The 22,243-nt window shown below is 63.5% G+C and carries 21 protein-coding genes and 2 pseudogenes; 11 read left to right on the forward strand and 12 right to left on the reverse strand.

Annotation, left to right across the window (positions count from 1 at the left end):
- Positions 1-211: 211 nt before the first annotated feature.
- Positions 212-2,107: a sulfate adenylyltransferase subunit CysN gene (gene cysN / locus L2D00_06705; GenBank protein ID WBQ14495.1), complete on the reverse strand. Its 1,896-nt coding sequence runs from the start codon at positions 2,105-2,107 to the stop codon at positions 212-214.
- 11 nt (positions 2,108-2,118) lie between these two features.
- Complete coding sequence (gene cysD, locus L2D00_06710; protein WBQ14496.1) at positions 2,119-2,970, reverse strand: sulfate adenylyltransferase subunit CysD; 852 nt, start codon at positions 2,968-2,970, stop codon at positions 2,119-2,121.
- 529 nt (positions 2,971-3,499) lie between these two features.
- Here cysD and L2D00_06715 point away from each other — a divergent pair.
- Positions 3,500-5,353 carry an O-antigen ligase family protein gene (locus L2D00_06715; GenBank protein ID WBQ14363.1) on the forward strand — a complete coding sequence of 618 codons (1,854 nt, stop codon included), beginning with the start codon at positions 3,500-3,502 and terminating at the stop codon, positions 5,351-5,353.
- A 200-nt stretch (positions 5,354-5,553) separates the two neighbouring features.
- On the opposite strand, the gene L2D00_06720 is transcribed toward L2D00_06715, so the two are convergent.
- The 3 genes from L2D00_06720 to L2D00_06730 form a co-directional block, all read right to left on the reverse strand.
- The gene (locus L2D00_06720) at positions 5,554-6,033 is read right to left on the reverse strand and encodes an ImmA/IrrE family metallo-endopeptidase (protein ID WBQ14364.1); all 480 of its coding nucleotides are present in this window, start codon (positions 6,031-6,033) and stop codon (positions 5,554-5,556) included.
- Positions 6,034-6,115: 82 nt separating this feature from the next.
- On the reverse strand, positions 6,116-7,090 hold the full coding sequence (locus tag L2D00_06725) for an NAD-dependent epimerase/dehydratase family protein (GenBank protein ID WBQ14365.1): 975 nt from the start codon (positions 7,088-7,090) through the stop codon (positions 6,116-6,118).
- Between the two features lie 84 nt (positions 7,091-7,174).
- Positions 7,175-8,341: a nucleotide sugar dehydrogenase gene (locus L2D00_06730; GenBank protein ID WBQ14366.1), complete on the reverse strand. Its 1,167-nt coding sequence runs from the start codon at positions 8,339-8,341 to the stop codon at positions 7,175-7,177.
- A gap of 411 nt (positions 8,342-8,752) precedes the next feature.
- On the opposite strand from L2D00_06730, the gene L2D00_06735 reads away from it, so the two are divergent.
- The 4 genes from L2D00_06735 (at position 8,753) to L2D00_06750 (ending at position 10,957) form a co-directional block, all read left to right on the forward strand.
- Positions 8,753-9,307 (forward strand): MarR family transcriptional regulator, encoded by a 555-nt coding sequence (locus L2D00_06735; protein ID WBQ14367.1) that lies wholly within the window; start codon positions 8,753-8,755, stop codon positions 9,305-9,307.
- Entirely contained in the window at positions 9,304-9,609 is a 306-nt protein-coding gene (locus L2D00_06740) for a DUF6522 family protein (GenBank protein WBQ14368.1), read from the forward strand. Before L2D00_06735 ends, L2D00_06740 begins: the two co-directional genes overlap by 4 nt.
- Positions 9,610-9,630: 21 nt before the next feature.
- Positions 9,631-10,299 carry a thiaminase II gene (gene tenA / locus L2D00_06745; GenBank protein ID WBQ14369.1) on the forward strand — a complete coding sequence of 223 codons (669 nt, stop codon included), beginning with the start codon at positions 9,631-9,633 and terminating at the stop codon, positions 10,297-10,299.
- A 136-nt stretch (positions 10,300-10,435) separates the two neighbouring features.
- On the forward strand, positions 10,436-10,957 hold the full coding sequence (locus L2D00_06750) for a CIA30 family protein (protein WBQ14370.1): 522 nt from the start codon (positions 10,436-10,438) through the stop codon (positions 10,955-10,957).
- A gap of 166 nt (positions 10,958-11,123) precedes the next feature.
- On the opposite strand, the pseudogene L2D00_06755 reads toward L2D00_06750, so the two are convergent.
- Positions 11,124-11,366 (reverse strand): annotated as a pseudogene (locus L2D00_06755) (transposase).
- 293 nt (positions 11,367-11,659) lie between these two features.
- Between L2D00_06755 and L2D00_06760 the strand changes: the two are divergent.
- The 4 genes and pseudogenes from L2D00_06760 (at position 11,660) to L2D00_06775 (ending at position 16,056) form a co-directional block, all read left to right on the forward strand.
- Positions 11,660-12,082 (forward strand): annotated as a pseudogene (locus tag L2D00_06760) (GAF domain-containing protein).
- Positions 12,083-12,183: 101 nt separating this feature from the next.
- Positions 12,184-12,363 (forward strand): hypothetical protein, encoded by a 180-nt coding sequence (locus tag L2D00_06765; protein ID WBQ14371.1) that lies wholly within the window; start codon positions 12,184-12,186, stop codon positions 12,361-12,363.
- A 209-nt stretch (positions 12,364-12,572) separates the two neighbouring features.
- Positions 12,573-14,864 (forward strand): EAL domain-containing protein, encoded by a 2,292-nt coding sequence (locus L2D00_06770; GenBank protein WBQ14372.1) that lies wholly within the window; start codon positions 12,573-12,575, stop codon positions 14,862-14,864.
- A 404-nt stretch (positions 14,865-15,268) separates the two neighbouring features.
- Positions 15,269-16,056, forward strand: a protein-coding gene (locus L2D00_06775) for an IS5 family transposase (GenBank protein WBQ14373.1) whose coding sequence is annotated in 2 segments (ribosomal slippage) — positions 15,269-15,602 and positions 15,602-16,056 — 789 coding nt in all. Because the reading frame shifts where the segments join, the coding sequence is not laid out codon by codon here.
- Here the strand turns inward: L2D00_06775 and L2D00_06780 are convergent.
- Positions 16,043-16,411, reverse strand: a complete 369-nt coding sequence (locus L2D00_06780; GenBank protein WBQ14374.1) for a type II toxin-antitoxin system VapC family toxin — start codon at positions 16,409-16,411, stop codon at positions 16,043-16,045. The two genes, L2D00_06775 and L2D00_06780, sit on opposite strands and share 14 nt — an antisense overlap.
- The gene (locus L2D00_06785) at positions 16,408-16,665 is read right to left on the reverse strand and encodes a type II toxin-antitoxin system prevent-host-death family antitoxin (protein WBQ14375.1); all 258 of its coding nucleotides are present in this window, start codon (positions 16,663-16,665) and stop codon (positions 16,408-16,410) included. Before L2D00_06785 ends, L2D00_06780 begins: the two co-directional genes overlap by 4 nt.
- 411 nt (positions 16,666-17,076) lie before the next feature.
- Between L2D00_06785 and L2D00_06790 the strand changes: the two genes are divergently transcribed.
- A complete protein-coding gene (locus tag L2D00_06790; GenBank protein ID WBQ14376.1) occupies positions 17,077-17,226 on the forward strand; it encodes a hypothetical protein in 150 nt (49 codons plus the stop codon).
- Between the two features lie 120 nt (positions 17,227-17,346).
- Here the strand turns inward: L2D00_06790 and L2D00_06795 are convergent, their stop codons facing one another.
- Both L2D00_06795 and L2D00_06800 read right to left on the reverse strand, forming a co-directional pair.
- The gene (locus L2D00_06795) at positions 17,347-19,209 is read right to left on the reverse strand and encodes an ABC transporter ATP-binding protein/permease (protein ID WBQ14377.1); all 1,863 of its coding nucleotides are present in this window, start codon (positions 19,207-19,209) and stop codon (positions 17,347-17,349) included.
- A gap of 50 nt (positions 19,210-19,259) precedes the next feature.
- Positions 19,260-20,231 carry an Ig-like domain-containing protein gene (locus tag L2D00_06800; protein WBQ14378.1) on the reverse strand — a complete coding sequence of 324 codons (972 nt, stop codon included), beginning with the start codon at positions 20,229-20,231 and terminating at the stop codon, positions 19,260-19,262.
- 137 nt (positions 20,232-20,368) lie between these two features.
- Here L2D00_06800 and L2D00_06805 point away from each other — a divergent pair, with 137 nt between their 5' ends.
- Positions 20,369-20,902 (forward strand): TIGR00730 family Rossman fold protein, encoded by a 534-nt coding sequence (locus tag L2D00_06805; protein WBQ14379.1) that lies wholly within the window; start codon positions 20,369-20,371, stop codon positions 20,900-20,902.
- A 99-nt stretch (positions 20,903-21,001) separates the two neighbouring features.
- On the opposite strand, the gene L2D00_06810 is transcribed toward L2D00_06805, so the two are convergent.
- Complete coding sequence (locus L2D00_06810) at positions 21,002-21,493, reverse strand: hypothetical protein (GenBank protein WBQ14380.1); 492 nt, start codon at positions 21,491-21,493, stop codon at positions 21,002-21,004.
- Between the two features lie 112 nt (positions 21,494-21,605).
- Positions 21,606-22,118, reverse strand: coding sequence for a curlin-associated protein (locus L2D00_06815; GenBank protein WBQ14381.1), 513 nt, complete (start codon positions 22,116-22,118; stop codon positions 21,606-21,608).
- Positions 22,119-22,243: the final 125 nt, after the last annotated feature.

A 22,243-nucleotide genomic window follows, 5' to 3' on the forward strand; every position in this document is an offset into this window, starting at 1 on the left:
SNCCCCCCCACGCACGATAACGCCAGCTGCATGGCGCAAGGCCCGCCGCAGCAGCACACGGGCGGCGCACTGGTGGCGTGCCGGCTCCAAAATGAAGACATTGCGCGCGCGGCCGTCAGGCCACGCCCATGGCGGTGCCCCGGCGCTCCAACCCGGCGCGCCTCGACGCCGGCGCGCTCACGCCCGATAGGGCCAGGCGTGCCGCTGCCTCCTACCCGATCATACCGCGCTTGATCAGCTGCTCGATAACCTCTTCGGCGGCAGCTTCAGCGGACAGATCAGCCGTTTTCAGGTGCAGCTCGGGCGTTTCGGGCGACTCATACGGACTGTCGAAGCCGGTGAAATTCTTGATCTCGCCCGCTTGAGCCTTGCGATAGAGGCCCTTGGGGTCGCGCTGGATGCACAGCTCCAGAGGTGCGTCCACGAACACCTCGATAAACTCGCCCGGCTCCATCAGCTCTCGCACCATCATGCGCTCGGCGCGGAAGGGCGAGATGAAAGAGCAGGTCACGATCAGCCCGGCATCGACAAACAGACGGGCCACCTCGCCAATGCGGCGGATGTTTTCCACCCGGTCCACATCGGTGAAGCCCAGATCGCGATTGAGACCATGGCGGATATTATCGCCGTCCAGCGAATAGGTGTGCCGTCCGATCGCGGCGAGCTTGTGCTCGACCAGATTGGCGATGGTCGACTTGCCCGCGCCCGACAGGCCGGTGAACCACAACACCGCCGGCCTCTGGCCCTTCAGCTCGGACCGGCGCGCCTTGGTCACGTCCATGGCGTAAGCATGCACGTTGCTTGCCCGGCGCAGCGAGAAGGCGATCATGCCTGCGCCAACGGTTTGCTGGGTGAAGCGGTCGATCAGGATGAACGCACCGGTTTCGCGAAGCTCGGCATAAGGGTCGAACGCGATGGCGCGTGCGGTGGACAGATTGCACACTCCAATCTCGTTGAGCTGCAGGCTCACGCCCGGCTCGCGCGCGAAGGTATTGACGTTGAGCTTGTGCTTCAGCGTGGTTACGCAGACCGGGGTGACCTGGCCGCCCGCCTTGAGAAGATAGGTGCGGCCGGGGATCATCTCCTCCTCGGCCATCCACAGGATTTCTGCCGCGAACTGGTCAGACACGTCGGGCCGGTCCCGGGCATCGGCAAGCATGTCGCCGCGCGCAATGTCGATCTCGCGATCGAGCACCAGTGTCACCGCCTGACCGGCTTCAGCGCTGTCAAGATCGCCATCGGCCGTCACGATACGCGCAACTTTCGCGGTCTTGCCGCTCTGGGCCGCCACAATCTCATCGCCCGGCGCCACATGCCCGGCCGCAATGGAGCCGGTGAAGCCGCGAAAATCGAGATTGGGCCGGTTGACCCACTGCACCGGCATGCGGAACGGGTGATCGGCTGCCTCGGCCGCGTCCGTCTCGACGCTGTCGAGATGCTCCATCAGGGTCGGCCCGTCATGCCAGGCCATGTTGGCCGAACGCGAGAAGATATTGTCGCCATACCGCGCCGAAATCGGAATCGGGGTGATGGTATCGAAGCCCAGCGCTTCGGCCACCCGCAGATAGTCGGATACGATCTCGTGGAAGCGCGCGCGCGAATAGCCCGCCAGATCCATTTTGTTGATGGCAACCACGGCGTGGCGGATGCCCATCATGTCGGCGATATAGGTGTGCCGGCGGGTCTGGGTCAGCACGCCGCGGCGTGCATCCACCAGGATGATCGCCAAATCGGCCGTCGACGCACCGGTGGCCATATTGCGCGTGTATTGCTCGTGGCCAGGCGTGTCGGCGACGATGAATTTGCGCTTCTGGGTGCTGAAGAAGCGATAGGCGACATCAATGGTGATGCCCTGCTCACGCTCGGCTTCAAGCCCGTCCAGCAGGAGGGCGAAATCGATCTCGTTCTCGCCGGTTGTGCCGTGTTTCCTGGAGTCCTTTTCAAGCGTCGCGATCTGATCTTCGAACAGGAGCTTGGAATCGTACAGGAGCCGGCCGATGAGCGTGGACTTGCCATCATCCACGGAGCCGCAGGTGATGAAGCGCAAAACTCCGCGCTCGCCCGCACGGGTGAGCCGGTCCAGCAAGGCAGCGCGTTCAGGGTTCATGGCGGACATGGTCAGAAATACCCCTCGCGCTTTTTCTTCTCCATGGAGCCGGCCTCGTCATGGTCGATCAGCCTGCCCGAGCGCTCCGAGGTGCGCGCGGTCAGCATTTCCAGAACGATAGCCTCCACCGTATCGGCGCCGGACTCGATAGCGCCTGTAAGGGGATAACAGCCCAGGGTGCGGAAGCGGATCTGGCGCATCTGCGCGGTCTCGCCGGGCTTGAATGCGAAGCGGTCATCATCAACCATCAGGATCTGGCCATCGCGCTCGATCACCGGACGTTCAGCGGCCAGGTAGAGCGGCACGATCGGGATGTCGTCCTCGAGGATGTATTGCCAGATATCCAGCTCGGTCCAGTTGGACAGCGGGAAGACCCGGATCGACTCGCCCTGGCGGATGCGCGTGTTGAAGGTGCGCCAAAGCTCCGGGCGCTGATTGCGCGGATCCCACCCGTGATGGGCGTCGCGGAAGGAGAAGATGCGCTCCTTGGCGCGGCTTTTCTCCTCATCGCGGCGCGCCCCGCCGAAGGCCGCGTCATACCGGTGGCGCGTCATGGCGGCGCGCAGCGCCTCGGTTTTCATAACCTGGGTGTGCAGGTTCGATCCCGATGCGAACGGATTGATCCCGCGCTTCAAGCCCTCTTCATTGATCTCCACACGCAATTCCAGCCCCAGCGCCTCGGCCAGAGCGTCGCGATAGGTGATCATGTCGCGGAACTTCCACGTGGTGTCCACGTGCTGCAGCGGGAAGGGCGGGCGCGAGGGATAGAAGGCTTTGAGCGCCAGATGCAGCATCACGGCAGAATCCTTGCCGATGGAATACAGCATCACCGGACGTTCGAACTCGGCGGCCACCTCGCGCATGATGTGGATGGATTCCGCCTCCAGCGCCGCCAGATGCGGCGACAGGGGGCGTACGCGCGGCCTCGGGCTCTTGAAGCGCGCGGCATACTCGTTGATGCGGCTGACGATGTTGTTCATGTCCCCCCCCCGGGCAAGCCGTGAGTTTGGATTGTTAGTTTCGCAGGCGCAGCAAGGGAAGCCCTGTTGTTGTGTTTTTACTCAGCCAGCACACAGTTTCTGATGCCCGGTGGCATGCGTGCCGATCTCCCCGGACAATTGAGTGACCGCACTGAGCACCGTGCAGCGGACCTGCACGCTCGGTGCCATTCCGGGTCAGGTCTTTTTCGAACTCTCAGGCCCCGGACCGGGATCATCATCGCCACAGCACCGCCCGCCAGCAGGCGGGCTTCCGATACTGCCCCTTTCACGCCTGAGAGAGCCGGGCCGTAGGCAAAGCAAGCAGTCATGCACCGCCGAAGTACCAGGATTTCTGACCACCCTTCCCATAAAGCGCGGGCGGGGCTATGCGTGGATCCTCGGGGAGTTAGGCATGCTGAAAACAGTCGCGGCCTCGGCCGGCCTTTTGATTATCGCCATTGCGCTGATGCTGTTTGGCGCGGACTCTCCGGCCGCCGCGCTCATTTTGTCAGCAGCGCTTTGCATCATCGCCCTTGTCACGGCGCTGGACCGCAGCTCCGGCGCAACGCCCGGCAGCGTACTGTTTCTGGCCCTCATCGGGGCCTGGCTGCTTTTCGGGCTGTTTCAGCCCGGCTGGGTCAGCTCGGGCGCTCATGAGTACGCCGCACTCGCCGGTGCTGTTGCAATCTGGTCAACGGCGCGCTCAGCAAGCCAGTCCACCAAAGTGGCCGAGTGGCTCTGGCGCGCCACGCTTGGCCTGGGACTGGCTTTCGCGTCTGTGGCGTTCATCAGCTTTCTGACCGATCCGAGCCTGTTGCTCTGGTCCGAGCATCCCTATGGCAGGACTTCCCGGCTCAGTGCGCCGTTCTTGTCAGCTAACACAGCGGCGACCTTCTATGCGCTGATCGCGGTGATGGCGACCGCGGAAATCCTGCGTGCCCTGCGCAGCGCCAAGCCGAACGCCAGCCGTATCAAACAGATCGAGACGCGCGTCCAGGCCAGCGCCTTCGGGCTCATCACCGCCCTGGTCTCACTGACCTGCGTCTTCCTGACCGCGTCGCGCGCCGGCGCCACCGTGTGTGCGCTCGCGATCGCCGGTCTCATCATCTGGCATGGCCTGTCGCGCTGGCGCAGCGGCGAAGCGCGCAGCCTTGCGGGCTGGATCGCACCGATCGTGCTGATCAGCATGCTCGCGGCTGCGTTCCTGTTGTCCGGCGCGCTATACTCTGACCGCCTGGCCGCGACCGTGTTTGACGAAAATACAGACCGGGCGATCCTGCTGTCCGCGTATTGGCAAGCCCTCGAAATCGCGCCGTGGTTCGGGCACGGACCGGGCGGGTTTGAATACATCAACGCCCTGATCGCCGACGCGCGCAACGCCGGCATGATCATGAATCAGGGTGCCGCGCACAATGTTGTCCAGCAATGGCTCCTGCAGGCCGGGCTGGTGGGAACGATTGTCGGTGCTGGTGTCTTGGCCGCGCTGATACGGCTTGTCGTCATGGGCCTCTGGCGTCGCCAGCAGCAGACCCTCTACCTCAAAGCTGTCATCATGATCGGCGTTCTCGTGTTCGCCCACGCGATGGTCGACTACGCCCTCGAAATTCCAGCCTTCATGTGGATGTTCGCGTGGGTGCTGGGCCTGGGCGCAGGGATCGCCTCTGGCGGCTCCAGGCCCCAGCGCTTGATCGGGCGGACCCAGACCATGGTCAAGATTAGCGCGGCCTATGCGCTCGCGCTCGCCGCCGGGCTCAGCTTTTACGCTGCCGAGGACCGGCTCAAGGCCCAGTCGGTGCGGACCATGGACGAAGCGCGCTTTGTTCAGAGAATCGAGCGCGACACGTTCAAGCTTCCGTCAGGATCGGCCTGGCTGATGGAGGCTTATGCCGACCGGGCGTTCCGGCTGGATGCCCCGAGCGCGCCGATCGCGCGCGCAGCGCTTCAACGCGCCATCGCCAGAGAGCCGCGCAGCGGTACGCTGTGGATGAAGCTGGCCTATGCCGAATATCTGGCAAGCCCCGGCTGGACGGACAGCGGTATCGAGGCGATGCGCCAGTCCTATCTGCATCTTCCCTATGCGCGCATTACCCGCAGCGAGCGGCAGATGCGCGCCGATAATCTGCGTGACTGGCGCCTGGCCTTCGTGGCGGTGGACTGGGCCCGCCTGCCGGAGGACGTGCAGGCCGCCGCGCGGCGCGAAGCCCGCCTGCTGCCCACCCGCCAGCGCCGGGCCTGGTATGAGCAGATCGGCGAGAGCGAAGGCTGAAATTCACCCTGTCTTGAATGCAGCCTGGAGACTTTGCACGCTTTGCATCAGATGGCCGCGCTGAGAATGGCCTAGCCGGCCTCCTCTGCTCCGTCGATGCTCAGCAGGGTCAGAGCGTGCCCGCCCCCCTGAATGAGCGTCTGACCAAAAAGCTCGGCCGATGACAGCGATGACAGCCAGGCTTCCACATCGAGCTGAGCCTATTGGGTCGGGGCACCCAGAGGCCAGGACCTATCCAGCTCCGGCAGGCGCTCGCGGATCCTCGGGCGCAGGAACGGGAAGCCCTCCCCGCGAACATAGGCGGTCATGCGGCCGTGCTGGCTGAACACCACAGCGAGCCTGTCAGCATGCAGCTCGACATAGCGCCTTGCTGCCGCGGCTTTGCTGATGTCGAGGCGCTCGCCGGCTGAGATGATCTGCGACAGACCGGGCTCGCACATCACGAACGGCTTCATGAGGCGCATGGGCGCAAGGAGCTCGATGGCGAACCGGTTGGCTTCAGCTTCCTGACGCAAATGCTGACTATGTTGCTTGCCCTCGACCATGTCCTTGCGGCTGCACTGGAAGCCGGCATCGCCAACCGGCTTGTGCCAGAGGCTCAGAAAATGTCCCAGCTCATGGGCCAGGCTGAAATTTCGCCGGCGCGGCGAGCTGTTGGCGTTCAGGGCAATGACGGGCAAAGTCTCTGTGGCCCAGACACGCGGGCGAGCCCGGCAGTGAGCGGCGCGTGATCGTGCTAAGGAGACGCATCAGGGGGGCGCGTCACACGCCCTCCCAGCCCCGCCACCAGTGCGCAAATCGCACCAGCCCTTCGGCCAGCATCACTTTCGGCTTGTAACCGATCAGGGCGTTCAGCTTGGAGACGTCGGCATAGGTCGCCGGCACGTCGCCCGGCTGCATGGGGCGCATGATTTTCTGCGCTGTCAGGCCCAGCGCGGTTTCGAGGGTCGAGATCATGTCCATCAGCCCGACCGGGTGGCTGTCGCCGATATTATAGATCTCATGGCTACGGCGGGACGGCTGGTGGTCGAGCACGCCGGTCACCCCGTCCACGATGTCGTCGATATAGGTGAAATCGCGCGCCATGCGGCCCTCGCCATAGACCTCGATGGGTTCACCGCGCGCCATGGCCTGCGCAAACTTGAAATAGGCCATGTCCGGCCGGCCCCAGGGTCCGTAAACCGTGAAGAAGCGCAGGCCCGACTGCGGGAAGCCGTACAGGCTCGCATAGCTGGCGCTCAAGAGCTCGCACGACCGCTTGGTCGCGGCATAGAGCGAGACCGGCGAGACGGTGGGATCATCCTCACGGAACCCCTCACCGCCCAGCGGACGGTGGCCATAGACTGAGCTGGACGAGGCATAGACCAGATGCTCCACGCCGTTATGGCGCGCCGCTTCCAGAACGGACAGATGCCCGGCGAGATTGGAGCGCTCGTAGGCGAATGGGTTTTCCAGCGAGTAGCGCACCCCCGCCTGCGCGGCCAAATGCACGATCCGGCGCACACCATTCGCGCGCACCAGCTCCATCATGGCGTCCGGGTCGGCGATATCACTACGCACCATCGTAAAGCCGGCACGCGCCGCCAGCCGGGCCGCACGCGCCTCCTTCAGGCGTGGATCGTAATAGGCGTTGAAATCATCGATACCGATGACGTGCTCACCGCGATCAAGCAGGCGTTCGGCCACGTGCATGCCGATAAAGCCGGCCGCACCCGTCACCAGGATCGGGTCACTCATCGTATTTTAGCCCTCCAGCGTCGCGCCTGAAGCGCGCTGCCATACGTCTATCCAACCGGCACCCGGGTGCCATATCCGTCCTTATCAATCGGACCCGAACACGTCGCGGGTGAACACCTTGTGTTCCACATCGCGTATCTCATCGGTGACGCGGTTGGCGATGATGATATCGCTATCGCGCTTGAGCCGTTCGAGATCACGCACCACCTGCGATCCGAAGAATGTAGCCTCGTTCAACACCGGCTCATACACGATCACCGGGATGCCCTTGGCCTTCACGCGCTTCATGATCCCCTGAATGGACGAGTCGCGGAAATTGTCGCTGCCGGCCTTCATCACCAGGCGATAGACGCCAACGACCTTGGGGGCGCGCGCAATGATCTGGTCCGCCAGAAAGTCCTTGCGCGTGCTGTTGGCGTCGATGATGGCGCGGATCAGATTCTGGGGCACGTCGCTGTAATTGGCCAGCAGCTGGCGTGTGTCCTTGGGCAGGCAGTAGCCGCCATAGCCAAACGACGGATTATTGTAGTGCGCGCCCACCCTCGGATCGAGGCAGACCCCGTCAATGATCTGGCGCGTATCCATGCCGCCCGACATGGCGTAGCTGTCGAGCTCGTTGAAAAACGCCACGCGCATGGCCAGGAAGGTGTTGGCGAACAGCTTGATTGCCTCGGCTTCACGCGCGCCGGTGAACAGGACGGGGATGTCCTCTTTCACCGCCCCCTCCACCAGCATGTTGGCAAACTGGTGCGCGCGGTCGCAATCAGCGCCGATCACGATGCGCGAAGGATGCAGATTGTCATAGAGCGCCCTGCCCTCACGCAGGAACTCGGGCGAGAAAAAGATCCCGTGCGTGTTCCAAGTCTCGCGCACACGATCGACAAAGCCCACCGGGATGGTGGACTTCACCACGATGGTGGCGTGCGGGTTGACCCCCATCACGTCTGCGATGACAGCTTCGACCGAGGACGTATCGAAGAAATTGGTCTTGGGGTCATAATTGGTGGGTGTGGCCACGATGACGAAATCGGCGTCTCGATAGGCGCTCGCCGCGTCGCGTGTCGCCGTCAGCGACAGATCGCGCTCGCCCAGGAACGCTTCGAGCTCCGCATCAACGATGGGGCTACGGCGCGCGTTGAGCAGCGCCACGCGCTCATCACTGATGTCGACCGCGATCACATCGTGGTTCTGGGCCAGGAGAACGGCGTTGGCCAGTCCCACATAGCCAATGCCTGCAACTGCGATTTTCAATGAACCGCCCCCCAAAACCCCAGCCCTTCAACGCGGGCGCACCATAATCGGCTTGGTGCCAAACTGCCAAACCAGATCGCATGTCACCAGGCACATGCGACGACCTCACCCTGAGCCAGGCGGGGGTGAGGTCTCGCTCATCAAAGCGATCGTCCACTTGCCTGCTGCGCAGTGCGTACCGCCAGGCCGAGGGTCGGCAGAGGGGTTGAACCGCCGCGATCAGGCGCGCCCGCACCGACCGGTCGCCGCGATGGCACCAGGCCTTGATAAGGACCAGCCCCTCGTGCCGGTCCAACGGGGCGATCATCGCCTACTCGCGCCAAACGATCTATCCCGTTTAGTTCCGAAACCATCTGGTAGCGCCGCTGGCGGGACTTGGCACGATAGTTTAGTTACGATACTTTTTTGGTCATGAAGTCCTCATCCCAGATCGCCGAACAGGTTATCCATCTGTCGCGCGCTGCGGGCGCGGCCGAGGCGCTGACGGCGGCCCAATGGGCCGCGCTGCGCTTTGCCGCCAGCGCCAATCGGCTCTCGGCCACGCCGGGCGCGTTCGCACGCTTTCACGGAGTGACCAAAGGGGCCGCCTCGCAGATTCTGGCCGGACTGACCCGGCGCGGCCTTCTGCAGGTGCGCGCAGCGCAGACCGACGCACGCCGCCGCCTGATCAGCCTGACACCTGCCGGGCGCGCCGCCCTCGCGCGCGATCCGGCGGCCCGGCTGAGCGCTGCCATCGCCGCCCTGGTGCCGACCGAGCGCGACGCGCTGGCGGCCGGGCTGACAGCCCTGTCGCGCCAGCTGGCTGCCCCGCCCTGTCAAATCGCGATATTCGGCCTGTGCGAGGATTGCGCGCACCGCGGGCCGGGCGCGCCGCCCGCCTGCCTCGCCCATGATCTGGTCCATCCGGCCAGCGACCGGGACGGGTTCTGCGGTGATTTCATGCCTGCAGGCCTGGTAGCGACATGACACAGGTTCTGCCCAAGGGCACCGTGAGCGTTCACGCGGACGGGCTGGAGCTGGATGTGCCCAGGCTGGCGCCGCTGATCGGTCTCAGCCCCGAGGGCTGGCGTGTACAGATGGCGCAGGGCCGCCTGTTGGCGCGCGCCGAACAGGGTCAGGGCGAGGACGAAGGACGCTGGCGCATCACGCTGCGCCATGAACGCACCCGTGTTGAGATCGTGCTGCACCCAGATGGCCGCGCAATCGCCCGGCGCCTCACCGGCCTGTCACGCGCTGTCACGGCGCCCTTTCCACCTGATGCCAACTGACAGATCGAGAGCTGCTTCAACATGACCAAGACTTTCAGCGCACGGGCCTGGGCTGCCAACGAGCCGCTTTACGAAACGATACTGTCCATGCCGTTCAACGCCGCTCTGGCCGATGGCACGCTGGAGCCGGCCCGGTTCCGCCACTACATGCTTCAGGATGCCTTGTATCTGGAGGGGTTCGCGCGCGCCCTCGCCCTGATCTCTGCCCGGGCACCGGGACCTGATGAGGTTCTCCATTTCAGCGAGGCCGCCCAGACCGCGATCATCGTCGAGCGTGCGCTGCATGCCGACTACTTCCAGCGCTTTGGCATCAGCGCTCAAGACGCCGCTGCCACCAGACCCACACCCGTCTGCGATCATTATGTGAGCTATCTGCTGCGGGTGGCAGCGCTGGAGCCTTATGAAACAGCGCTGGGAGCTGTGCTGCCCTGCTTCTGGATCTATCGCGAAGTGGGCAAACACATCCATGCCCGCAGCACGCCAGACAATCCCTGGCAGGCCTGGATAGACACCTATGCCGGCGCAGATTTCGACGCCGCCGTTGACGCGGTCATCGGGCGCACCGATGCTGCGGCTGAGCAGGCTGGCGCGTCGGCCCTGACGGCCATGCATGGAGCCTTCACCCGCGCCGCGCAGCTGGAATGGATGTTCTGGGACAGCGCCTGGCATCAGGCAGACTGGCCGGTCTGAGCCATCCCCCCGGCGGACCATCGGGCTCCTTTGGCCCGTAGTGCTTATACAAATCCTCGATGGCGTGTGCTTTTCAATGGTCGCAATCAGGTGGTCACATCACCGCACGGCGCGATCGCCAACCTGGAGCATGAGCTTGACCTTTGTAGACGCCATCATCGACGACCTCAGCCAGCCATGGCCGATGGCGAGCAATGGCGCGTCATGGGCGCTGATCGCCGATCAGGTGATGGGCGGGCGCTCAACTGGCGCGATGCGCCGCGAGATGATTGAGGGTCGCCAGGCGATCACGATGCAGGGCGAGGTTAGCCTTGAGAACAATGGCGGGTTTCTCCAGATCGCACTTGACCTGAAACCCGACGCGAGCGCGATGGATGCAAGCGGTTGGGCGGGGATCGAGATCGACGTGTACGGCAATGGTGAGAGTTATAATCTGCACCTTCGCACGGCAGACTTGACGCGCCCCTGGCAATCTTATCGTCAGAGCTTTGCCACCAGCTCACGCTGGCACACTGCCCCACTGGCATTTGCAGACTTTGAGGCGCACCGCACCAACACACCATTCAATCCCGGCGCGCTGCGGCGCATTGGCATCATAGCGATAGGGCGTTCGTTTCGAGCGGATATCTCGATCGGTGGCCTTCGCTTTTATGCCTGAGGAGCCTGCTTGATGAAGTGCACCGAAGTCAGGGCGAGGTAGCAGGCCCGGCCGCTCTGCCGTAAGCTGAGCAATTGTGCGTTCGTCAACGTCGAGGGCCGCTTCACAGCGCTTTTGCGTCCGCAACAAGCGAACCTGTTATTGCGCCGCTCGCGGCCACGCCAGCCCGCTCGGCTTTCAGCCGCGCGACCTCCCGTTTCAGCCGTCGAACCTCATCGTCGGCCGACGCCAGCTGCCCTTTGCCGGGAAACGCCGTATCAGGGCGGTCACGATATTGCTGAACCCAACGGCGAAGCACCGTCTGGTGCACATCAAGATCTCTCGCCGCCTGGGCATAGCTCACGCCCCGATCGACGACCAAATGTACTGCCTCTCGCTTGAACTCGCGGCTGAACTGTCTTCGTGTCATTCCTGACCTCCGATTCCAAAAACACCCTAACTCGGTGTCCTCAAAATCCGCAGCAGCTCAGACCTCCCCCGGGGTCATACTGCACCGTGCGTGATCGCCCACCTGTATAACCTCGATTAAAACTATTGTGCTTCACTCTGGCGACAACAGGCCAGAAAGGGACGCTTTAGATGATCCGCGAGCGAGACAGACTGCAAGCGCTCAGGCGTTACCGGCTTCTCGATACCGAGGCCCATCCCGCGTTCGACCGCGTTACAAAAGCCACGGCGGCGGCGCTGAAGGCACCCATCGCGTTGATCAGCCTGGTCGATGACGAGCGTCAGTGGTTCAAGTCATTTATCGGGCTGTCCGTGCAGGAGACGCCGCGGTGCTATTCTTTTTGCAGCCACGCGATCGAGGGCAGCGATGTCTTTGTGGTCGAGGATGCCAGCCAAGACAGTCGCTTTGCATCCAATCCGCTGGTAACCGGCGAGCCATTCATACGCTTTTACGCCGGAGCCCCGCTGATCGATGACGAGGGGTTTGCGCTTGGCACCTTGTGCGTCATTGCGCCCGAGCGCCGAACGCTTTCGCATGACGAGCAGGTGATCCTCGAAAGCCTGGCCGCCTGCGCCATGACGGCCATCGCCCTGCATCAGCAGAGCTTGACCCTCGCCAGGGCTGAACGCCTCCTCAAGAACCATTCATTGAGCGGTGCAAAATCGCGCGTGCATTAGATTATTAGAATCTATTATTGTAATCATATTTTCATATTACAAGATTTATCTAAATGCAGCGCATATTTTTATTATTGCAAGAAAACTAGTTTCACTGGACCATGGCGCAGGTACTGCGCTGGCGCTCACCGCAGGCGGCTTTGAATGGTCGGGCTCAGGCCGCGCCCAAGCGCGCACGGCCGGAGGGCGTGATGGGGGAGCTTGTGCGCAACGGTGGCGGCTTGCCGAGCTGGGCCGCCCGCTTGGGCGCGCAGGCACTGAACATGGAAATGATCAAGTGAGACCCTGGCAGTGCCAGTGCGCAGTGGCGTCGGTGATGCTTGCGGGGCGACACCAGACCTGCCCGGGCCATGTCTTGGTTAATACAATATTGTTCAAGTGATTGAACCGATCTGACCAAAATGGAAATTATCGTACATTTAATGCATACAGTATACCAAGGCCCAGAGCGCTCGTCTCAGATGCTCCATAAGCTACAGCGGAATGGATCATGGACAAATTCGCGGCAGCAGACAGAGCCGGCAAGCCTTTTGGGTGTGCGGACGACATGCAGGCGGCCTACGAGCGGCTGACCGCGATGCAGGCACTCGTGGCCGAGATACTCGGCTCCTTTGTCCAGCGCAGCAATGACGAGGTTGATGCCGGGATCGACGATGCTATCGCCCGCCTGGGCGCGTTCTGCGGCGTCGACCGCACGTATGTATTCCAGGATCGGCCGAACGGACTGACCGACAATACCCACGAATGGTGTGCTCCAGGCATTGCGCCCGAAATCGATAATCTTCAGAACCTGCCTCACGACGCGATAGAGGGCTGGGTCGAGCCGCTCGCAGCGGGACATCCGATCCATATTCCTTGTGTTGGCGAGCTCCCCGAGGACCGGGCAGACGAGCGTGCTTTCCTGCAGAGCCAGGGCATCCAGTCTGTGCTGGTCGTGCCGATGCTCAACTCAGGCAAAAGGCTGGGCATTGTTGGCTTTGACGCTGTGCATTCGAGCCGGATCTATACCCACGGCGAGATCAGCCTGCTGCGCTCGGTGACCGATGTGATCGCCTCCTCCCTGGTGCGCCGCAACGCATCCCATCAGGTCGAGCTGGCGCAGGCGCGTCTTGCCGCGATCACGCGTCACAGCAAGGATCTGGTCGTGGTGATTGACGCGGACGGTATTGTGCAGTGGGCAAGCCACGCCGCCACCCAGGCGCTGGGATGCCAGGTAGTCGGGAGCCTTTACTGGCGCCATGTCGAAGCCAAGACACGCGACAAGGTCTTGCGGGTCGTAAATGCTCTCGAGACCGACCAGGAGACTCCGGCCTGCACCGCAGACAGATCTCCTGAGGCAGCAGCCCTGCCCGATCATGTGCTGATGACCTGCCACGGTCCGCGCTGGGTCAGCGCACGCATCACCGATTTACGGCGTGATGACGCGGTGGGCGGGCTTGTGATCACCGCGCACGACATCACCGAGCGGCGCACCTCTCAGGACGCGCTTGCCCATCGCGCGACGCACGACATCCTGACAGGGCTCCCCAACCGCGCCTTGCTGATCGACCGCATCCGTCAGTCGGGCAGGCGGGCGCTGCGCAGCCGGCGCAGTGTCGGCATCGTGTTCCTCGATATTGATCATTTCAAACTGGTCAATGACGGCCATAGTCACAGTATCGGCGATCAGCTTCTCATTGCTGTCGCCAAACGCCTGCAGGAGGCTATCCGGCCCCAGGACACCGTGGCGCGATTTGGTGGAGACGAGTTCGTGGTCGTGGTCGACCAGGTTGAGAACGTCGCCATGCTGGAGACCCTCGCCGGCCAGCTGCTTGAGTGTCTGTATGCACCCATTATGATCGAGGGCCGCGAGTTCCAGATCAGCGCCAGCGTCGGGATCACCATTCACCAGGGTCAAGGCGTCGATCCGGAGGCGCTGATCCAGCAGGCCGATATGGCCATGTACACCGCAAAGGCTGCTGGGCGCGCACGCATCATTGCTTTCGACACGCGCATCCGCGAGGAAGTCGAGCGCCGCACGCTCATCGCACACCAGCTTTACCGGGCGGTGGAACAAGGACATGTTCAGCCGGCCTTCCAGCCGATTATTGATCTTCGCACCCGGCGCCTGAAAGGCTACGAGGCGCTTGCACGCTGGACCGACGACGTGCTCGGCCCGGTGTCGCCTGTTGAGTTCATACCTGTCGCCGAGGAATTGGGCATCATTCGCAGGCTTGGCGAGTGCATTCTTGAACGCGCGCTCGCCCATGTCAGCCAGCTTGGAGGCGATTGGCGTGTATCGGTAAACCTGTCACCCCTCCAATTTGAAGAACCCGATCTGATCAACAAGATCGACGCCGCGCTTGCAAACTCTGGCCTGGCACCAAACCGTCTGTGTCTCGAGATCACAGAGTCGGCCATCATCAAGCAGCCAGACAAGGCCATCCAGGTTATGGAAGAGCTGGGCGCGCTCGGCATCCGGCTCGCAATTGATGACTTTGGCACCGGCTATTCATCGCTGAGCATGCTTCGCAAATTGCCGGTCCATGTGCTCAAGATCGACCGGTCATTCATCAGCGAAATCACCCGCTCGCAAGCAGACCTCCAGCTCGTGCGAGCCATCATCGGTCTGGCAAATGATTTCGGTCTGGACGTGACCGCCGAGGGCATTGAAAGCGAAGAGCAGGCCGAGCTTCTGACCTCGCTTGGATGCACCAATGGCCAGGGCTACCTGTTTGGCCGCCCCGAATGCGCGCCCGATGCCTGGCAGGCTGCTGGCAGCCCGCGTTGGGCTGTCCGCTAGAGCGCAATCGGACAAGTGGGTGCGCGCTCGCAGCACTTAGGTCACGGGTCAGAGGGCATCGGGGCCGCGCCGAGTTTTTCGGGGCCGGCGCGAGGCACGTCCAGCACGACTAATAAACCCGTTAGCGCGCTGAAGGCCGCTAAGGCATCACTCCGTTTGAGGCGCTGGCCAAGCCCTGCGGTCTTTGAGAGCCCTTTTTCGGCCGGCTTCAGGTGAACGGTTAAGCGATGCGCAAGTGACATCGGCGCAGCTAAGAAGGCGCTCAAGCGGGGGCGCTGGCCGATGGCCTCCAGCGCCAATCCGCAAGGGCTGTTACAATGCAGAATGCAGATCCGTCCTAGGACCTGTTGACGAAGTGGATTCCCAACCCGCCCGAAGCGTGATTCAAGACTGGCTTTTGGGAGGTGGTCTTGGTTCGCGGTTTGATGACGGACGAGGAGTGGGCGTTCTTTGCGCCTTTCGTGGTGGCGACCGGAGGCAAGCGGGGCCGCCCGCCTTCTGATCATCGCCGCGTGCTGGACGGCGTGTTCTGGATCGCGCGCACCGGCGCGCCCTGGCGTGATCTTCACGACTATTTCGGTCCGTGGACGCGGGTCTACCGCCAGTTCCGCCGCTGGACGCTGTCAGGCGTGTGGGAGGTGATGTTGGAAGCGCTGGGCGAGAGCGGGGCCGTACCCGACAGTCTTCAAATGGTCGATTCCACTATCGTTCGCGCGCACCATCAGGCTGCGGGCGCTAAAGGGGGACTCAAAAACAGGGTTTTGGGCGCTCAAAAGGTGGCTTCACGACCAAAATACACCTTCGCACCAACGCTGAAGGGCTGCCCATAGCCGCTGAGATCACCGGCGGTGAAGTCTCCGACTACAAAGGTTATGAGGCGGTGATGGCCGCGCATGGCCCAGTCCCGCGCGTCCTGCTGGCCGACAAAGGCTATGACAGCGACAATATCCGAACATCGCTGGAAGCCGCCGGCGCCGTGCCGATGATCCCGGCGCGCCGAAACCGCAAGAACCCCGTCCAGATCGACGACTTCGTCTATGGGCTGAGAAACCGCATCGAGCGGTGCTTCAACAAGCTGCGCTGCTCACGCCGCCTCGCCACACGCTACGACAAGACCGCCGACAGCTATCTCGGCTTCATCCATCTCGCTTCAATCCGCCTGTGGTTCCGGTACTTTGTCAACAGCACCTAGGGAAATCGTCACCGACATAAAGCAAGGGCGAACCGCTGCCCTTTGCTGTGACATACGAAAAACAATCGCCAAAATTCAAGCCAGCGGGATGAACGCCTTTGCCCCATTGGGAGTAAGCCTTGGCAACAGCAAGCGCTCCTGTCGCACTAACGGTCTCAACTTCGACGGCAATGCCTTCAAGTAGTTGCGACATCTCCTGAGATAGCCCCCGTCGCCAAGCTACGATCAGCGCTTCGGCCAGTGTCCCTGCAGAGATCTTGAAACTCTCTTCGCTTTTCAACAGCACCGCAATTTCATTTGCCTCTGGTTCTCCCAAAAGCAGGGCCATCAGTGCGGATGTATCGAGAACAATCACCGCGGCAAACCTTCGTCGTCATAAAGAAAATCCTGGCTCTTTGCCGCACTCGGTCCAGCGGTAAGCTTCGCTGCAGCTTGGGCGCGAACAGCATCAATCAGCTTGGCCCGGTCTTTTGGAGAAACCTTGGCGTGGATGGCGACCAGGCGCACGACCGCATGCCCATGCCTGGTCAACACCACGTCTTCACCGGCCTCCGCCCGGCGGACAAGATCAGTCAAACGCGCCTTGGCGTCGGTGATAGCAAGCTGCATAGCTGTCTCCTTCGTTCAAATATGGACCACTCAATGGTCCAATTCAAGCGCCATGCAGTGCAGTGTGACGCGGGATCGAAATATGACCCTCACCGGCCCGGGTCAGAGGTTTCAATACACGAGGCTGCGGTGACCGGAATTGGCGCAAGCAGGGGACTCCGGGTCAACGACGCCATGGGGTGATGGCCTGCGAACAGGGAGGCGTCTTTCCCAGCAACTCGATTTGACGCTCCCTGTTTGATGGAAAAATTTCCCTGTTCCGCCTCACAGGGAATTCAATGCTAATCGATTGTATCTTCATACCTTTGGGAGCCCCACATCGGGCGATTTTCCTGAATTTATCGAATTTTGCCTGTTAAATCAGGCAAAACAGGGAATTTCGCGGCAGAGCACGCCTGCCGATCGCTCGCGGTGGCGATGCGCCTGGCCTTCGTGGCGGTGGACTGGGGCCGCCTGCCGGAGGACGTGCAGGCCGCCGCGCGGCGCGAAGCCCGCCTGCTCCCCACCCGCCCGCGCCGGGCCTGGTATGAGCAAATCGGCGAGAGCGAGAGCGAAAGCTGACACGCCACGGACCAGCTTCAGGCACAGGCTCGCCGGTCACCCCGGCCTCGGTCCGGGCAGCCATGTCTTTTTGCGGAAATGATGTGAGCGATCACCGGGGTGCTATGGCAGCCCCCGCCTTCAGCGCGCCGGCAAGACCGCCAGATCCGGAACCGCCTCGCCCGCCTCGATCTGAGCGGCCCACATGCTGGCGTAAAGCCCGCCCCGGGCCAGCAGCTCGGCATGGGTTCCCGTTTCAGCGACGCGTCCGGCGTCCAGGATGAATAACCGGTCGGCGCGCGCAATGGTGGACAGCCGGTGGGCAACGGCCAGTGTGGTGCGCCCGCGCGCGGCCTCGGCGATGGCGGCCTGCACCTCGCCTTCGGTGCGCGAATCCAGCGCTGACGTCGCTTCGTCGAGGATCAGGATCGGCGGGTCTTTCAGGATGGCGCGCGCCACGCCCACGCGCTGTTTTTCGCCGCCGGACAGTTTCAGCCCGCGCTCGCCGACCCGGGTGTCGAGACCCAGCGGAAGCGCGTCGATGAAATCCTTCAGCCGCGCGCGCGCCACGGCGTCCTGCAGGGCGGTGTCGCCGGCGTCAGGGCGGCCATAGAGAATGTTCTGGCGCAAGGTGGTGTTGAACAGCACCACGTCCTGCGGGACCAGGCCCAGCTGCGCGCGCAAGGAAGACTGGGTGACGCCTGAAATGTCCTGACCGTCAATCTCGATACGGCCCGAGGCCGGATCATAGAAACGGAACAATAGGCGCAGCAGAGTCGACTTGCCCGCGCCTGACGGGCCGGCGAAGCCGACAAAGGCACCGGCAGGAATCTCGAGATCGATATTGTCCACCGACCGGTCGCGGCCATCATGAGCGAAGCTGACGTTGGAAAAGCGCACCGCGCCGCCGGTCACCTTAAGCGCCGCTGCGCCGGGCTGGTCGGCCACTTCGGGCTTCAGGCGCAGCACCTGGAACAGGCGTTCGAGATCAACGCTGGCCTGCTTGATCTCGCGATAGGCCCAGCCCAGAATGTTGAGCGGCTGATAGACCTGCATCAGCATCAGCGTCAGCGCGGCGATATCGCCCACCTGCAGCTGGCCCTGCAGCGCCTTCCAGGCGCCCAGCAGCGCGACTGCCAGCAGACCGCCATTCATGATCGCGGCCTGCGCGGCGTTCAGCGCGGCCAGGCTTTGCTCGGACTTCACAGCCGCGCCGGCATAGCGCTGTTTGGCCTCGTCAAACCGATCGGCTTCGCGCGCCTCGGCAGCGAAGGCCTTGACCGTTTCGAAATTGGTCAGCGTGTCTACCGCCCGGGCGTTCACCTCGGTGTCGGCCTCATTCATCTGACGGCGGATTTTCACGCGCCACTGGGTCATCACAAACGTGACCAGAGCGTAGCCGAGCACGGCCGCCACGATGATCACCGAGAATTCCCAGCCATAGAGAACGGCGGCGAGCCCGGCGGCGAGCGCCAACTCCACCATGGCAGGCAGGATGTTGAACACCAGGAAGCGCAAAAGGAAATCGACCGCGTTGGCGCCGCGATCAATCACCCGGTTAACCGCGCCGGTGCGCTTGGTCTGGTGATAGGTCAGCGACAGCGCCTGGACATGAGCAAAGCCCTGCACCGCCGTCAGGCGCTGGGCGTCATGGGAGACCGGCGAGAACAGCGCATCGCGCAGCTGCGGCGCACCGGTCGCCGCGAACCGCAACGCGCCATAGGCGATCATCAGCCCGGCCGCCGCAGCGAAGGCCCCGACACCCGGCCCGCCGTCTTCGCCCACAGCATTGGTGAGCGTATTGATGCTCTCCCCGAACGCCACGGGCGCAAGGACAGACAAGAATTTGGCCGCCAGCGTGATCAGGAAGGCCAGTCCCATGCGCCAGCGCCAGCGCGCCATCTGGGGCCCGGCGAGAATGGCAAACAGGCGTGCGACCGCCTCGGAAAGGCGGCCTTCGGGCGCAGGTCCATCAAGAGGATCGGTCTGGGCGGGCGGTGACATCGGGTCCTAGTTAGGGCGCAATGGGTCCCGGCGCCAGCCGGGAGCGGCGGCTATCTGCCGTCAGCGCCGTCGGTATCAGGCGCGCGGAACACCTGTCCGGGATAAATCAGGTCCGGGTCACGGATTTGTTCGCGGTTGGCCTGATAGATCACCGTGTACTGCACGCCGTCTCCATACAGCCGGCGCGCGATGCGCCAGAGCGAGTTGCCCGGCTGGACGACTACGCGCCCGGCATCGCGAGCGGCCAGCGCATCCTCCGCGCTCGCCCGTTCGAACGGCAGGGCGATCACGGCGGTCACCCGCCCGTCCGCATCGAGCTGGTCGACCTGAAGATTATAGACGCCTGGGGCAAAATCCCGTCCGGCCTGAACGCTCCAGCGGCCATTGGGTCCGGCCGTGGTCTGACCCACCACCTGGCCATCGGCGATGACCCGCACGGACGAACCCGGCTCGGCACGGCCGGAAAAAATCACAGATCCGCTTTCGTCATAATCGACGGTTTCCAGGCTGAGCGGTCCCATGGACACGCCGTCGAACGGACTTTGCAGCACCCGGCTCGCCTCGCCCGGCCGGCCCAGCACCACCAGCGGCGTGCGGTCGCGGCTTTCCGGCACCGAGACGACAACGACCTGATCGGACCTGATTTCCTGCCCGTCTGGCGTGACCATCATCAAGGACAGCTCGACCGATCCGGCCGGCAGCGGGCGGTCCACGATCATCACCCATTCGCCGGCCGCATCGATTTCCACCGAGGCGATTTCCTGATCACCGGACATCAGGGCCACGCGTGATCCCGGGGCACCGCGTCCGGCCAGGACGGCTGTGCCGCGCGGATCAACCCGCACAATGTCGAAGGTCGGGGCGGTCAGCGCCACCGGCGCAGGCTGCAATGCGGAAGGTGCCGGATCTGTAGCCGGCGGCGCGGGGACCGGTGCCGGGCGCATCACGATAAAAGCGGCCGCCGCGGCGATCGCAGCAATGAAGAGGACCGTACAGATCACGAATGTGCGCGTGGCGGCCATGGGGCGACTCCTGCCGGGACGAAGGACGCTGACGACAAGCAAGGCTCGCGCCAGCCAGATCCTGTTGCTAATGCTGGACCGTTGCCGCGCGGGTTTCAACGCGCGTTTCATGACAGTGTTCAGGGGATAAGGCGAAAATGCGGAGCATCTGCCTGTTCTGCGGTTCAGGCGCAGGTCACGACCCGGCCTTCGCTGCAATGGCGCGCGAGACGGGACGGGCAGTCGCCCGCGCGGGACTGCGCCTGGTCTATGGCGGCGCGCAGACAGGGCTGATGGGCGAGGCGGCGCGCGCGGCGCTGGCTGAAGGCGGGCCGGTCCTGGGCGTGATCCCGGAATTCCTGATCCCGGTGGAGGGGGCGCAGGACGGCGTGGAGCTGCGCATCACGGCCACCCTCGCCTCACGCAAGGCGATGATGACGGCCGAGGCGGACGCGTTTTTGATCCTGCCTGGCGGCGCAGGCACTTTGGAGGAAGTGTTCGACATGATCGTGCAGCGCCAGCACGGCCTGCACGTGAAACCGGCTGCCTTTGTGGGAACCGAATTCTGGGCACCGTTGGAAGTGCTGCTAGGCCAGGTCGCCACAAGCGGATTCGCTGACGCGGGCTTGTTGGAGGCGCTGAGCTTCCATGCGGACCCGGCGGCGGCGCTGGCCTTGCTGAACCCGGAATAGTGCTGGCGGCGCTCATGGCGAGCACCGCCAGCCCCTGTCCTCGGGCACTTAGGTCCGGTCACTGTGACCTCCTGGCGGCGTTTGCGCGAGCGGTCAGGCCTACAGCCAGTGCTCGGTCCGGCGGCAGATCAGACGCCCATTGCGGTCATACACGCGCAGGTCCGCACGGAACCCGTAAGATTCGACGGGCAACGCGCCCGGTGCCGCGCGGCGATCGCCAGAGCTGGCGATGATGGTCGTGCCCGGCTGGGCGGCCCACGCATTGCGCCAGAAACCGGCCTGGTGCGGACGCAAGCCACTGGCACCAACAACCACGCGCGACAGATTGGTCGGCCAGTAATTGTGGGGCGAGAAGCTGCCGGCCTGGTCCACCAGCAGATCGCCATTGCCACCGTCCTGGCGCACGACCAGCTCGAACGAGCCGGCCAGGCGCGGCGCGGCATAGGCCTGCAGCACGCCGTGGGATCGGCCGCTGCCGACTTCCAGCCAGCACGGATCGGCGGACTGGGCGCTGGCACCGCCCGCCAGGGCAAGCACCGATGCGGCACCTGCGGCGAGCATCAGGGCAGATTTGAACTTGGATGCGGTCATGATCGATCTCCTTTTGGATCGAGAACCGGCGGGGCCGGGACGGGCGCGTTGTGCGCCCGTCCCTTACCGCGGGCGGGGAACCAGAACCCGTTGCGGGTCTTGAACGTCCCCGTTAGTGGCTGCCCTGGATCACCAGAGCGACGTTACCGTTGCCCGACTGGCGCACATTGGCGCGCTGGCCGGAGCCGACCTGGATCACGCCGAGCGAGTTGTTCGCGCCGGTCTGATTGGTCGAGGCGCTGTGGCCATGTCCGATCTGGGCGACGCCAACGGTGTTGTTGCGGCCCGTCTGAATCGCACCGGCGCTGTTGTAATTGCCCTCCTGGCCAAGCACCGCCGTATTGTTTCGGCCCAGCTGGTCGGCGTAGGCGCTGTTGGCGTGACCGGCCTGGCCCACGGTGACCCCGTTGCGCGATCCGTCCTGAATGGTCTGGACGTAGTTGTAGGAGCCGCGCTGGTTGATATAGAGCCGGTGCTGCGGACCCACCTGGCGCGCCGAGAGCTCGTTGGCGTAGCCGGCCTGGTTGATGTTGACGCGGTTGCGCTGCTGCGCTTCCGCCGCAGACACGGTGCCAGCCAGCATGGTCAGGCTCAGGCCCGTGGCCAGAATGAATTTCTTGAACATGGTGCAGTCTCCTCTGGTTTCTTCCCGGCGGCAGTGTCGCCCGCCAGTGATGAGGAGACTGAAGGAACGCAGGTGAACGCACACAGAGCGGCGCGTTCACCCGCCGTTGGGGCAGATGAACGCGC

It is taken from the genome of Hyphomonadaceae bacterium BL14 (assembly GCA_027627705.1).
GTDB lineage: Bacteria > Pseudomonadota > Alphaproteobacteria > Caulobacterales > Maricaulaceae > Oceanicaulis.

Excerpts from the sequence above, each read along its gene's own strand:
- L2D00_06805 (WBQ14379.1), top strand. The coding sequence starts at position 20,369 with ATGCGGAGCATCTGCCTGTTCTGCGGTTCAGGCGCAGGTCACGACCCG.
- L2D00_06740 (WBQ14368.1), top strand. The coding sequence starts at position 9,304 with ATGACACAGGTTCTGCCCAAGGGCACCGTGAGCGTTCACGCGGACGGG.
- L2D00_06815 (WBQ14381.1), bottom strand. The coding sequence starts at position 22,118 with ATGTTCAAGAAATTCATTCTGGCCACGGGCCTGAGCCTGACCATGCTG.
- L2D00_06785 (WBQ14375.1), bottom strand. The coding sequence starts at position 16,665 with ATGCAGCTTGCTATCACCGACGCCAAGGCGCGTTTGACTGATCTTGTC.
- L2D00_06735 (WBQ14367.1), top strand. The coding sequence starts at position 8,753 with ATGAAGTCCTCATCCCAGATCGCCGAACAGGTTATCCATCTGTCGCGC.
- L2D00_06800 (WBQ14378.1), bottom strand. The coding sequence starts at position 20,231 with ATGGCCGCCACGCGCACATTCGTGATCTGTACGGTCCTCTTCATTGCT.
- L2D00_06770 (WBQ14372.1), top strand. The coding sequence starts at position 12,573 with ATGGACAAATTCGCGGCAGCAGACAGAGCCGGCAAGCCTTTTGGGTGT.
- L2D00_06810 (WBQ14380.1), bottom strand. The coding sequence starts at position 21,493 with ATGACCGCATCCAAGTTCAAATCTGCCCTGATGCTCGCCGCAGGTGCC.
- cysN (WBQ14495.1), bottom strand. The coding sequence starts at position 2,107 with ATGAACCCTGAACGCGCTGCCTTGCTGGACCGGCTCACCCGTGCGGGC.
- L2D00_06715 (WBQ14363.1), top strand. The coding sequence starts at position 3,500 with ATGCTGAAAACAGTCGCGGCCTCGGCCGGCCTTTTGATTATCGCCATT.
- L2D00_06765 (WBQ14371.1), top strand. The coding sequence starts at position 12,184 with ATGGCGCAGGTACTGCGCTGGCGCTCACCGCAGGCGGCTTTGAATGGT.
- tenA (WBQ14369.1), top strand. The coding sequence starts at position 9,631 with ATGACCAAGACTTTCAGCGCACGGGCCTGGGCTGCCAACGAGCCGCTT.
- L2D00_06795 (WBQ14377.1), bottom strand. The coding sequence starts at position 19,209 with ATGTCACCGCCCGCCCAGACCGATCCTCTTGATGGACCTGCGCCCGAA.
- cysD (WBQ14496.1), bottom strand. The coding sequence starts at position 2,970 with ATGCGCGAGGTGGCCGCCGAGTTCGAACGTCCGGTGATGCTGTATTCC.
- L2D00_06725 (WBQ14365.1), bottom strand. The coding sequence starts at position 7,090 with ATGAGTGACCCGATCCTGGTGACGGGTGCGGCCGGCTTTATCGGCATG.